This is a genomic window from Pinibacter soli (assembly GCF_029961145.1).
GTDB classification, from domain to species: domain Bacteria; phylum Bacteroidota; class Bacteroidia; order Chitinophagales; family Chitinophagaceae; genus Pinibacter; species Pinibacter soli.
Window position 1 is genome coordinate 335,190 of sequence record NZ_JASBRG010000005.1, and the last position, 12,714, is coordinate 347,903.

The 12,714-nt window shown below is 39.9% G+C and carries 10 protein-coding genes and 1 tRNA gene; 10 read left to right on the top strand and 1 reads right to left on the bottom strand.

Annotated features, from left to right (window positions below):
- Window positions 1-442: 442 nt before the first annotated feature.
- The 9 genes from thrA (at window position 443) to QJ048_RS08835 (ending at window position 9,156) form a co-directional block, all read left to right on the top strand.
- Complete coding sequence (gene thrA / locus QJ048_RS08795) at window positions 443-2,884, top strand: bifunctional aspartate kinase/homoserine dehydrogenase I (RefSeq protein WP_282333968.1); 2,442 nt, start codon at window positions 443-445, stop codon at window positions 2,882-2,884.
- Between the two features lie 148 nt (window positions 2,885-3,032).
- Window positions 3,033-3,998: a homoserine kinase gene (locus QJ048_RS08800; RefSeq protein ID WP_282333969.1), complete on the top strand. Its 966-nt coding sequence runs from the start codon at window positions 3,033-3,035 to the stop codon at window positions 3,996-3,998.
- A gap of 148 nt (window positions 3,999-4,146) precedes the next feature.
- Window positions 4,147-5,433: a threonine synthase gene (gene thrC / locus QJ048_RS08805; protein ID WP_282333970.1), complete on the top strand. Its 1,287-nt coding sequence runs from the start codon at window positions 4,147-4,149 to the stop codon at window positions 5,431-5,433.
- 125 nt (window positions 5,434-5,558) lie between these two features.
- Window positions 5,559-6,812, top strand: coding sequence for a pyridoxal phosphate-dependent aminotransferase (locus QJ048_RS08810; RefSeq protein WP_282333971.1), 1,254 nt, complete (start codon window positions 5,559-5,561; stop codon window positions 6,810-6,812).
- A gap of 310 nt (window positions 6,813-7,122) precedes the next feature.
- Window positions 7,123-7,196, top strand: a tRNA-Met gene (locus tag QJ048_RS08815).
- Window positions 7,197-7,325: 129 nt separating this feature from the next.
- Window positions 7,326-7,559, top strand: coding sequence for a hypothetical protein (locus QJ048_RS08820; RefSeq protein WP_282333972.1), 234 nt, complete (start codon window positions 7,326-7,328; stop codon window positions 7,557-7,559).
- Between the two features lie 160 nt (window positions 7,560-7,719).
- Window positions 7,720-7,995, top strand: a complete 276-nt coding sequence (locus tag QJ048_RS08825) for a hypothetical protein (protein ID WP_282333973.1) — start codon at window positions 7,720-7,722, stop codon at window positions 7,993-7,995.
- Window positions 7,996-8,024: 29 nt separating this feature from the next.
- The gene (locus QJ048_RS08830; protein ID WP_282333974.1) at window positions 8,025-8,537 is read left to right on the top strand and encodes an RNA polymerase sigma factor; all 513 of its coding nucleotides are present in this window, start codon (window positions 8,025-8,027) and stop codon (window positions 8,535-8,537) included.
- Window positions 8,527-9,156: a hypothetical protein gene (locus QJ048_RS08835; protein WP_282333975.1), complete on the top strand. Its 630-nt coding sequence runs from the start codon at window positions 8,527-8,529 to the stop codon at window positions 9,154-9,156. Before QJ048_RS08830 ends, QJ048_RS08835 begins: the two co-directional genes overlap by 11 nt.
- A gap of 99 nt (window positions 9,157-9,255) precedes the next feature.
- On the opposite strand, the gene QJ048_RS08840 is transcribed toward QJ048_RS08835, so the two are convergent.
- The gene (locus QJ048_RS08840) at window positions 9,256-11,208 is read right to left on the bottom strand and encodes an LTA synthase family protein (RefSeq protein WP_282333976.1); all 1,953 of its coding nucleotides are present in this window, start codon (window positions 11,206-11,208) and stop codon (window positions 9,256-9,258) included.
- Window positions 11,209-11,623: 415 nt separating this feature from the next.
- Here QJ048_RS08840 and queA point away from each other — a divergent pair, with 415 nt between their 5' ends.
- Entirely contained in the window at window positions 11,624-12,673 is a 1,050-nt protein-coding gene (gene queA / locus QJ048_RS08845; RefSeq protein WP_282333977.1) for a tRNA preQ1(34) S-adenosylmethionine ribosyltransferase-isomerase QueA, read from the top strand.
- Window positions 12,674-12,714 lie beyond the last annotated feature (41 nt).

Genomic DNA, 12,714 nt, shown 5'->3' on the forward strand with positions numbered 1-12,714 from the left:
TTTGTTAACTTCTTTTGAGTTACTAAAATCGTCGAAATAAATTAGCATAACCTTACCGGATGTTTTTTTAACTCTACCGAAATTTCAATCTGTTGAACCATATTTTGAGGCATGCCCTATTAATTCTTAATTATTAATTATTAATTCCTTTTTTAAACCAAATTCAAGATTTATCAAGAAAATTAGAAAAAAAGGCAAAACTAACGCTTGTTATTTCAGATTTGTAAATTACCTTAGCGATCTCATTGAAAATGGCACAATTAAATTTACATATCACGTCTTCTGCGCTGACTGCAACTGCAGCGGCCACTACTATTGCCATTATTGCAACCCGTTAAGGGTTGTACATATTCATATTATCCAATGGGCACATGCTGTATCTCGCTGAAAAGCTCAATCATTCTGTTCTAATCTATTTTCCCAAAATATCATTACTAAACTTATGCAGGTTTTAAAATTCGGTGGCTCCTCCGTAGCAAATGCCGTAAACATACAAAAGGTTATATCTATCGTATTACAGGCCGGTAAACAAGATTCAACAATTGTGGTAGTTTCAGCTTTGGGTGGTATTACGGACACTCTGCTGGATTGTGGCGCGAAAGCTGCCAACGGTGACGAAGGCTACAAAGAAGTGTTGCAAAAAATTGAAACACGTCACCTCGAAACAGTGAAGTCACTAATCCCCGTTACACAACAAAGCAGCATTCTTAGCCTTGTTAAAAAAACCTGCAACGAGCTGGAAGATGTTTGCACAGGCGTTTTCCTGCTTGGCGAATTGTCTTCACGCACTAAGGACAAGATAGTAAGCTTTGGAGAATTGCTTTCTTCACAGATCATTGCTCACGCTTTTCAGCAACATACTTTCTGCACATGGAAAGATAGTCGCGAACTGATCGTTACAGACGATAACTTCGGTTCTGCGAAAGTTGATTTCGAAGAAACCAATAACCGCGTGCACAAATTTTTCAATAGCAAAGACAGCCTTTCTAAATTATTTGTAACACCAGGTTTCATCTCCTCTAATAAACACGGCGCCGGTACTACGCTTGGCCGCGGAGGTTCTGATTATACAGCTGCAATATTTGCTGCGGCACTAAGTGCGGATGCCTTGCAAATATGGACAGACGTTAGCGGTATGATGACTGCTGATCCTCGTCTTGTCGCTAATGCTAAAAACATCCCGCATATCTCTTACCAGGAAGCAATGGAACTTTCCCACTTTGGAGCAAAAGTTATTTACCCTCCAACCATACAGCCGGTAATGACTAAACAAATTCCAACATGGGTGAAAAACACTTTCGCGCCAGATGATTTCGGAACGTTGATAGAAACAGCGCCGTTGGAAAACGGAAGCCTGATACGTGGCATCTCGAGCATGAATAACATTGCATTGCTCAGCCTTGAGGGCAGCGGAATGATAGGTATACCGGGCTTTTCAAAACGCTTGTTCGAAGCGTTGTCAAACGAAAAGATCAACGTTATCCTCATCACTCAAAGTTCATCCGAACATTCAATAAGCGTTGCTCTCAACACTTTTGATGCTGACAAAGCAAAAGAAGCAGTTGACAGACAATTTGATTATGAAATAAAATTGAGAGTCCTCGAACCGGTTACAGTCGAAAAAGATTTAGCAATCGTTGCGGTTGTGGGCGACCACATGCGTAGTCACCCGGGCATCAGCGGAAAAATGTTTGGAACACTTGGCCGTAACGGTGTGAGTGTGAGAGCAATCGCACAGGGTTCTTCAGAAAGAAATATTTCTGCTGTAATTGCAGCGAAGGATGTTCGCAAAGCGATCAACGTATTGCACGAAGATTTCTTTGAAACCACTTACAAACAAATCAATCTTTTCATAGCAGGTACAGGAAATGTTGGCGGCAAACTGCTTGCGCAATTACAACAACAGGCAGATTTTCTGCAAGAACACTTACGTGTTCAACTGAAAGTAGCAGGCTTGGCTACCAGCAAAAAAATGCTTGTTCGTTCAGAAGGCATTGATCTTGGCAACTGGCAGGAACTTTTAAGCGAAGGCGAAAAAAGCAATCTGCAACAATTTGTTGACCAGATAAAAAACAACAACCTGCGCAACTCTATATTCGTTGACATCACTGCCAATGAAACCGTGGCAACTGTTTACGATCAATTATTGCAAAGCAGTGTGTCCGTGGTTGCTTGTAACAAAATAGCTTGCTCATCACGCTATCAGAACTATAAAAAATTAAAGGACCTTGCGAGAGAATACAACGTTTCTTTCCTGTTTGAAACCAACGTTGGCGCGGGTCTTCCGGTAATTGGCACGCTAAATGATCTAAGAAGAAGTGGTGATACCATTAAAAAAATAGAAGCGGTATTAAGCGGTACTTTGAACTTTGTGTTTAACAATTACGATGGTTCACGTCCGTTTGCAGAAGTAGTAAAACAAGCGCAGGACGAAGGCTACACAGAACCAGATCCACGCCTTGATTTGAGTGGTACAGATGTAATGCGCAAGATCATGATCCTTGCACGTGAATCGGGCGAGAAAATAGAAATGGAAGATATCAGCAACGATGTGTTCTTACCAGCGTCATGTATGGACGGCGACGTTCCTGCGTTCTACGAAGAGTTGAAAAAACATGAAGCTCATTTCAAAAAATTGTACGACGACGCAGCTGCAAAAAAATGCAAACTGAAATTCGTTGCTAAGTTTGAAAATGGCAAAGCTTCTGTTGGTCTGCAACACATAAACGAGCAACACGATCTCTATCATTTATATGGCAAAGACAACATCGTATTATTTTACACCAATCGCTACCCTTCCCAACCACTGATTGTAAAAGGCGCCGGCGCAGGTGCAGAAGTAACGGCATCTGGAGTGTTTGCAGATATATTGAGAGCGGTGTAAGAGCAATGTACGGAGTACGGAGTATGATGTACGAAAGTCATCACAGTGTTACACTCTAACAAATATCGTACACCGTACTTCGTACATCGCACATAACGACCTTAAACAAAGATTCAATTTTAAGAATACTATTAAACGATCAACATACATGTCCACTAACAACGAAACAAAACAAGCAATAGCGAAACCCGGCGACAGTATTAAAGTGCATGCACCGGGCACTGTAGCAAACCTTGTTTGCGGCTTCGATATTCTTGGTCTTGCGCTGAATGAACCTTGTGATGAAATGGAAATAAAGATCATTGAAGAACCCAAAGTGATCATTCATCACAACGACAATTACAATCTGCCACTTGAACCCGAAAAGAATGTTTGCGGCGTAGCACTCCTTGCTATGATGGACAAACTGGATCACAAATTCGGCTTCGAACTGACAGTTACAAAACATATCAAGCCAGGCAGCGGCATAGGCTCCAGCGCTGCAAGCGCAGCAGGTCCTGTAGTTGCAGCCAATAAATTGCTCGGCAATTATTTCAGCAATGAAGATCTTGTGCAGATGGCCATGTTTGGTGAAAAATTAGCCTCTGGCGTAAAGCATGCTGACAACATTGCACCTTGCATTTATGGCGGCATCACATTGATCCGTGCTATTCATCCGCTGGATATCATTTCCATTCCAGCTCCACCAATGTATGTAACTCTGGTGCACCCCCAGATCGAAGTAAAGACGTCTGATGCAAGACAAATTCTAAAGAAACAAGTATTGCTTAAAGACGCCATCAAGCAATGGGGAAACATTGCGGGACTGGTTGCAGGTTTCATCAAAAGTGATTATGAACTGATCGGCCGTTCATTGGAAGATGTGATCATCGAACCTGTACGCAGCATCTTGATACCCGGCTTTGATGATGTAAAAGCGCAGAGCAAGGAAGCAGGCGCATTGGGTGGTGGAATCTCAGGTTCAGGCCCTTCTATTTTCATGCTTAGCAAAAATGAAAAAGAAGCAAGAGCCGTGGAAGTTGTAATGAAAGACATTTATGAAAAGATCGGCATTGAGTATTATACGTATGTGACGACGATAAATAATGAAGGAGTGAAAGCCATAGGGAATTAATAATTAATAATTAATAATTAATAATTAACAGGTGCTGCACTCATACGAATTCCAAACAAGCTTTGAGGACCCTTTTAATTATTAATTATTAATTATTAATTCGACAATCGCCGAATTCTTAATTCTTAATTCTTAATTCTTAATTGAAATGAACTATTTTTCTCTCAATAAAAAAGCTCCAAACGTAGACTTCAAAACCGCTACTATACTGGGTCAGGCACCGGACAAAGGATTGTATTTTCCCGAAAGAATTCCTGTGCTGGATGCAGATTTCTTCAACAACATTGAGAACATCAGCAATGAAGAAATTGCTTACAAAGTGATTGCACCTTATGTGGGCAACACGATTCCAGAAGCAGAACTAAGAAGAATCGTAAAGGAAACGATCGACTTTCCATTGCCATTGGTTACAATCAACGAAAACATTTCTTCACTTGAATTATTTCACGGTCCTACTCTTGCGTTCAAAGATATCGGCGCAAGATTCATGAGTCGTTGTCTGGGATATTTTTCCAAAGAACGTTCTGAAAAAGTAACGGTACTCGTTGCCACATCAGGCGATACGGGCGGCGCTGTTGCCAATGGCTTTTATGATGTTCCGGGTGTTGAGGTAGTGATCCTATACCCTTCGGGAAAAGTGAGCGATGTACAGGAAAAGCAAATGACTACGTTGGGTAAAAACATCCATGCATTGGAAATCAGCGGCAACTTTGACGATTGCCAGGCATTGGTAAAACAAGCTTTTGCAGATGATGATCTTACTAAAAAATTGTTCCTGACATCTGCAAACTCAATCAACGTCGCGAGATGGCTGCCACAGCAATTCTACTATTTCTTTGCATGGAAACAATGGGCAGACAAAAAAAATCCTCCGGTGATCAGCGTTCCGAGCGGAAACTTTGGCAACATTTGTGCAGGCTTACTGGCACACAAATCAGGTTTGCCTGTTAAACATTTTATTGCAGCATGTAATGCAAATGATGTGGTGACGAGATTTTTACAAACAGAAAAATACGAACCGCGCCAGGCCGTTGCAACTTTATCAAACGCAATGGACGTAGGAAGTCCAAGTAATTTTGTAAGAATACTGGAATTGTTCCAACACAAGTTCACGGATTTAAAAGACAAGATCAGCAGCACCAGCATAACTGATGATGAAACAGTAGCAACAATTAAGAAAGTGTATGCAACAGACAAATACTTGCTTGATCCGCATGGAGCCGTTGGCTACATATCATTAGAGCAATATTTGCAGCAACATTCATCTGATAAAGGATTTATTCTAGAAACTGCTCACCCTGTTAAATTCAACGACAGCGTAGAAAAAATAACCGGCGAAAAGATCAACATGGATGTACCTGCAAACGGACCAAAGAAAACAGTGAAGATGAACCCGGATTACAAAGAGTTGGTAGAGTTTCTTGAGAAAAAATAGCGCTACGATGAATGTACGGAGTACGATGTACGATGTACGAAATTCATTAGAGTGCAGCATCACAACGCATTTCGTACACCGTACTTCGTACCTCGTACATAGCGTACAAACCGAACAATAACCAAATGTTACAAAAATTCCTTTCTGAAGAGCAAGGGCACATAACAATAAACAATATGCTTACAATCAGCGATCGCGGCCAGAACATGCCAGCTTCTCCTATACGCAAACTTGTACCATATGCAGAAGCAGCAAAAGCAAAAGGCACACATATCTACCACCTGAACATCGGCCAGCCGGATATCGAAACACCTCCGGTAATGATGGAAGCCATACGCAATGCACATTTCAAAGTGCTTGAATATAGCCACAGTGCGGGCAATGAAAGCTATCGCAAAAAAATGGCAGCGTATTATAAGCGTGTAAATATTGACATTGATTACAACCAGATCATCATTACAACCGGCGCGTCTGAAGCAATATTCTTTGGTATTATGTGTTGTTTAGACGCTGGCGATGAGATCATCATGCCAGAGCCATTTTATGCAAACTATTACGGATTTGCCATCGCTGCAAACGTAGTGGTAAAGCCAATTACATCGCATATTGAAAACAGCTTTGCTCTGCCTTCGATGGAAGCTTTTGAAAACGCAATCACCCCAAAAACAAAGGCTATTCTTATTTGCAACCCAAATAACCCAACCGGCTATTTGTACAGCAAAGAAGAAATGGAAACACTAAAATCCATTTGCCTTAAACATAACCTGTTCCTTTTTTCTGACGAAGCTTACCGCGAGTTTTGCTACTCAGGTAAACATTTCAGCGCTATGAATCTCACCGGCATGGAAGAACATGTTATCTTATTGGATTCAATCAGCAAAAGATATAGTGCTTGCGGTGCAAGACTTGGAGCATTCATCACCCGCAACCAGCAAGTACTGGATGCTGCAATGAAATTTGCGCAAGCAAGACTTAGCCCTCCGGGTTTTGGACAAATTGGAGCAGAAGCTTTGATGGATCTTCCGGAAAACTATTTCGATGCCATAAAAAACGAGTACCAGAAAAGAAGAGACACTTTGGTGAGCCGCCTTAATAAAATGCCGGGCGTTTTTTGTCCGAACCCCGGTGGTGCATTTTATGCAATGGCAAAACTGCCGATTGACAATGCGGATAAATTTTGTCAGTGGTTGTTAGAATCGTTTTCATACAACAACAAAACTTTAATGCTCGCTCCCGGTTCTGGGTTTTATGAAACAACGGGATTGGGTCACCAGGAAGTTCGTTTGGCCTATGTTTTGAATGAAGATGATATCAATTCAGCTATGGATTGCCTGGAAAAAGCGCTGGAAGAATATTCAAAACAGGTAACATTAAGTTAACATTAATATTAAATTATTGCAAATCAATGTCTTAACATTTCACATAATTCAGTAGTTAACATTACAATAAATAATATACGTTATTTTAATTTAGTTTACATTAAATTTGATCCATAATCATAAATAAAACACTAAATATATTTTTTATTTAATACAACTAGTTTCTAACCAAAACTAACGAGCTTTACAATTTTTTCATATGGCAAGCAATCGTTGAAGGCCCTCTGTTTCTACAGAGGGTATTTTTTTAAAAAATATTTTAAAATAGTTTTTCTGTTTAGTTTCGTTTCTCTATTTTTGCCGCCCACTTGGCGAGGTAGCTCAGCTGGTTAGAGCATCGGATTCATAACCCGAAGGTCGGCGGTTCAAGTCCGCTCCTCGCTACAAGTTTTAAAACCCTGCAAAGGGTTTTATTTTTTTGTACATCCCCCAACTGCGACGCTTCTACTTTCGTTAATAATTCCAACCATTTATGTTGGCACGTGTTTTACTAAAAAATAGAAAACAAATGTCATGAATGTAGAATTTCGTTTTCCCAATAGCCAGGTGATAAGAGCGCTGCTAAATGTCATTCCCAGACAAGGCGACCGCGTCTCTTTCAAAGGAATCAAAAACATCGAGGACCGGTTGCATGACGATGTCCGTACCAAGGATTGGTCGGTAAGTTCGGTTCTGTGGAATGTGGAAGATGGCGGAATAACTTCCGTCGCAATTTCCGTTTCAGAAGTAGGCGGCATCAGCAATTGATCTGATTAATAACTGAACGTAATCAATATTGTATTTGCAAAGACCTGATGGGTTCATTCGAGCCTGTCGGGTCTTTTATGTTTAATACACTTTTTAAAATTTTCTTCATTCGACTGTAACAAATGTTTCTTACCTCCTACTTACTTTTAAAACGAAGACCATGGGACACTTTGTAATTAGTTTACCAAATAACAGTTATGCGGATGTTCATTTCGGAACAGTAAGAAAAAAGCAGTTTCTTAGCCTTCGAAATATATTGTCAGGAAAATGGTGGCATACAGAAAAACAAAAAGGCTATGTAGTAATCATTGATCAGCAGAAAAAATGCATATTGCTCAAAACCATGGAAGAGGAATGGATAAATGAAACCAGCGACGAGCAATCCATTTTTTTACAGACAAAGATTGACGAGTTTGAAAGCACACATCAACACTAACCATTTTCCGTAACCTCTCAATTCTTTAATTGAATACCAGCAACAATAAACAAACCTCTTTTCTCCAACTTATAGAAATGCATAAAGGCATTCTTTATAAGATCTGTCGCATCTACGAGGATAAGAAAGAAGAACAGCAGGACCTGCTCCAGGAAATGATCCTGCAATTGTGGCGATCATATGATTCGTTTCGCGGTGAAAGCAAGTTCAGCTCTTGGATGTACCGTGTTGCATTCAACACTGCCATTAGTTATTTCAGAAAAGAGAATAATTATAAAACTTCCGGGCTGGAAACCTATCACGACCTTCCGGATGAATTGCACGCCGTTAAAGAAAAAGAAGAACAACTCGCCATTTTTTACAAGGCTGTGCAGCAGTTGAACAAAGTAGAGAAGGCGCTTATTTTCCTATACATGCAAGGACAGTCGGGCGATGAGATTGCAGACATAATGGGTATTTCATCAGTAAACGTTCGCGTACGACTGAACCGTACCAAAGAAAAAATTAAATACATTATTAAAACATTGGGTTATGAATTTTGATGACTTAAAAAATGAATGGGCGGACGACATTTCAAAAGATATTCCGCTTGAGATAAAGAAGGTACCACTTGATAAAACAAGATCTACCATCGACCGGTTGAAAATAAATATGAGAAGGGAGTTTTTCGGTCTGGGACTGTCTTACTTTTTCATATTCCTGGCCTTCTTCTTTATGTCAAAACCTTATCTATCCTTTTTAATTGGAGGAACAGCCTGTTTTATTTTGCTGATGCAAACCATTTATTTCTGTTACCACTGTTATGTTTTTTACAAACAGTTAGAAAGATATGATTTGAGTTTGCGCAAAAACATCCGCAAGATTGCCTATGATCTGGAGCTCAACATTGAAAGATATAAAACATACGCATTTTGTTCAATGCCTATCGGCATCCTCACTGGTGTGGCATATTTAAATACAGACAGAGTCAGCGAATTACTCAAACAAACATTCTATGCGGGATCAATTGTGCAAGTAAAACCATTACTCATTACCGGCATCATAATAATCTTCGCGCAGTTGCTCAGTTACTATCTTTCCAAAAGGCACATTGATTGGCAGTACGGACGATATTTGAAAGAGTTGAAACAAGTGATGAATGATTTGGAGGAAGAAAATTAATAATTAAAAATTAATAAAGCCGCATTCATGTTTGAATGTGGCTTTATCATAACAAACGAGATATCACTTTTATGTCGGTGCTACACCTTTAATTATTAATTATTTCTCTCTCATCCCTCCGTTCTTATACAACTGATACGCAGATTGATAGTTCGCAATGGCTTCATGCAAAAGACGATCATTCATCGGCACTTGCTTTTGCTCATCTGATTGTTGTTTGTAGAAATAACAATCTGCTTTTTGCTGAGGCCCCAAAACGATCAGCGTATCATTTTTCAGGTAACCCAGCTTTTGATAAGTTCCCATCAAAGCTCTTGGTTGATATTTAGCGGCATTAATATTCTCGCCAAACAAATTTGACTTGTAACTCCAATCTAAATAATTAAACAAAGTTGGATACAAATCAATCTGCGAACAAACCGGAGAAAGCTCAACAGGCTTAGCGTTTGGCAAATTATATACGAGACATGGAATGTGGTATTTAGAAACGTTGATCTCATTTTTGCCGGCACTGCTTGCACAGTGATCAGCAACAAATATGAAAACTGTATTGGCGAACCACGGCTTTGTTTTTGCTTCTTCCAGCAATTTTCCAATTGCAAAATCTGTATAGCGAACTGCGCCTTCCCTGCTGCCTTGCGGAATACTTATTTTGTTAGCAGGATATGTATAAGGTCGGTGGTTCGAAGTTGTCATTACAAAATTGAAAAACTTCTTTCCTTCGTTATAATTAGAGTCCGCGTCGCGAATCACTGCTTTATAAATATCCTCATCGCAAATGCCCCACGCATTTTCAAACTGTACATCCTTATCTGCAATAAAAGTTCTGTTTGTCGCCAGTTTGTCTTTTATCATTATTTTTCTTCCGCGATCTACAATGTCAAAACCATTGCCGCTGAAGAACTGGTTCATGTTGTCGAAATATCCATCACCACCGTAAAAGAAAGTACGTTTGTAACCGGCATTTTTAAAGATTGACCCAACCGTAAATAAGTTTGCATTATCATCCCTGCGAACAATACTACTTCCCGGTGTAGGCGGGACAGCGAGCGTAAGCGCTTCCATGCCGCGCACCGTGCGGGTTCCCGTTGCATACATGTTGGTAAACAAAATACTTTGCTTTGAAAGAGAATCAAGCACCGGCGTTAATCCCTGTGTATTGCCAAAACGAGTCATGAAGTCTGCACTAAAACTTTCAATGGTAATCATGATTACGTTCGGGCGAGCAACAAGCGTGTCGTTGCCGGTTATTTGCCTGTAAATTTCACTGTCATTCCCCAAAAACCTTGTGCTGGAATCAGTGAGTAAATTGCGCATGCGTGCAAAAACTTCCGCATCCGGATCCTTTTTATAAAATTCGCTGTAGCTAAGCTCGTTATTTTTAAATGCTGAAAAGAAAGAGTAAATGCCTGCTTTTGACAACTCGGCTCTGTAGCGATTGTCAGTTTTTTCGGCCCAGTTATTTTTTATATTGAATATGTAGAATACAGGAATCAAAAGCAAAACAACTGTTGCAATTGCACGACTCCGGAATGTCATTGCAGAATTGAAACTTGCGGCAAAAATACCTCTCTTATAAAACCACCAGGTGATCAACGAAGTCACCAGCACCATTCCTCCTATCAAGTACGGAAGCGGGTAAGACTGGTTGATATTATTTACCACCTCAAAAGTGTAGACAAGATAATCAACGGCTATAAAATTGAATCGGCTTTCAAACTCACCCCAAAAAGTGAATTCGGCGAAGAACGAGAACATCACGATCAATACTGTCAAAAAGAACCCAACGTAAGTAACCGTTTTGTTAATTCTTGACTGGTTCCAACGTTGAGGAATCAGCAATAAATAAATAGCATATAGAACGGTAAAAAATGAAGCAACACCAAGGTCGAACACAAACCCTTTGAAATAAATAGAAAACAATGAACCGACGGAAGTAGCAGCGCTCTTCCAGCACATAATAAGAAGCACCGTCCGCACTAAAAAAGACAGTGCGATAAACAGCTTCCAAAAACCGAATAGAACAGAGTAGCGATTAGGGACACGTAACATAAACTTAACGAAAATTTAAAGTGCGCAAAGCTATTCAATTATGTTAGATAAAATGCAAAGGCGTTATTGCGTGCACTGGCAAAATGCTGTTGAGAACTATTTGAACAAATATTTATTACCGCTGTTGTAGAGCTGCGATCAAAGGCATGATTTTTTAACAACCGAGGGTATAAATTCCTTCCAAAAACCCAAATTAAGGCGATGATTAATAAGTTTTTACAAAAAAACCAAATATTTCTTGCATATTTCACAAAATTTCCATTAATTCATTACCTTTGCCCACTTTAAAATCATGCCGTAACATGATACAACCTGGTACCGTAAGATCGGGTCTGATACGAAAGATTCAATTCTCCTCCCTTTCGCAACCGGTTTATATCATGTGGCAATTGCAATTAAAAAATATTTATTGCCCATGAAGTTATCTCAGTTTAAGTTTGATCTGCCTCTAAACCTTATCGCTCAGCACCCTTCGAAAAAGAGAGAAGACAGTCGCATGATGGTGGTGCACCGTAAAACCGGACAAATGGAAAACAAACACTTCCGTGATGTTCTGGATTATTTTGACGACAAAGATGTTTTCATCGTAAATAATACAAAGGTTTTCCCAGCTCGTATGTATGGCCGTAAAGAAAAAACCGGAGCAAAAATCGAGGTTTTTCTTCTACGTGAATTGAACAAACCAAATCGCCTTTGGGATGTAATCGTTGACCCCGCACGTAAAATCCGTGTAGGCAACAAATTATATTTCGGAGAGTCAGACGAACTGGTGGCTGAAGTGATTGACAACACTACTTCTCGTGGCCGTACGATCCGTTTCTTGTGGGATGGTACAGACGATGAGTTCCGTCAAATGCTTGAGCATCTAGGTGAAACACCACTTCCAAAATACATTAAGCGCAAACCGGAAGAAGAAGATAAAGAGCGTTTCCAAACAGTTTATGCAAAACACGAAGGCGCCGTAGCTGCACCAACAGCAGGTTTGCACTTCAGTAAAGAACTGATCAAACGCCTTGAAATTAAAGGTATTCGTTTCTCAGAAGTTACTCTTCATACAGGTTTGGGAACTTTCCGCCCCATCGAAGTAGAAGATCTTAGCAAACATAAAATGGATGCTGAGTACTACCAGATCGATGAAACAGCCTGCAAAATTGTAAACAAAGCAAAAACTGACGGAAAAAGAATCTGCTCTGTTGGCACCACTACCATGAGAGCCATCGAGTCTTCTTTTACTGCAGAAAAATTACTGAAACCATCTGAAGGCTGGACAAACCATTTCATCCATCCTCCTTATGAGTTCTCTATTGCAGACTCTTTGATCACCAACTTCCATTTGCCAAAAACAAGCTTATTGATCATGACTTGCGCATTCGCCGGTTATGAACTGGCAACAGAAGCTTACAAAAAAGCAATCAAAGACAAATACCGTTTCTTCAGCTATGGAGACGCGATGTTGGTTCTGTAATTAATGATATTATTATTTTTTAAAAATCACTACATATTTCT

Excerpts from the sequence above, each read along its gene's own strand:
- thrA (WP_282333968.1), top strand. The coding sequence starts at position 443 with ATGCAGGTTTTAAAATTCGGTGGCTCCTCCGTAGCAAATGCCGTAAAC.
- QJ048_RS08800 (WP_282333969.1), top strand. The coding sequence starts at position 3,033 with ATGTCCACTAACAACGAAACAAAACAAGCAATAGCGAAACCCGGCGAC.
- thrC (WP_282333970.1), top strand. The coding sequence starts at position 4,147 with ATGAACTATTTTTCTCTCAATAAAAAAGCTCCAAACGTAGACTTCAAA.
- QJ048_RS08810 (WP_282333971.1), top strand. The coding sequence starts at position 5,559 with ATGTTACAAAAATTCCTTTCTGAAGAGCAAGGGCACATAACAATAAAC.
- QJ048_RS08820 (WP_282333972.1), top strand. The coding sequence starts at position 7,326 with ATGAATGTAGAATTTCGTTTTCCCAATAGCCAGGTGATAAGAGCGCTG.
- QJ048_RS08825 (WP_282333973.1), top strand. The coding sequence starts at position 7,720 with ATGGGACACTTTGTAATTAGTTTACCAAATAACAGTTATGCGGATGTT.
- QJ048_RS08835 (WP_282333975.1), top strand. The coding sequence starts at position 8,527 with ATGAATTTTGATGACTTAAAAAATGAATGGGCGGACGACATTTCAAAA.
- QJ048_RS08840 (WP_282333976.1), bottom strand. The coding sequence starts at position 11,208 with ATGTTACGTGTCCCTAATCGCTACTCTGTTCTATTCGGTTTTTGGAAG.
- queA (WP_282333977.1), top strand. The coding sequence starts at position 11,624 with ATGAAGTTATCTCAGTTTAAGTTTGATCTGCCTCTAAACCTTATCGCT.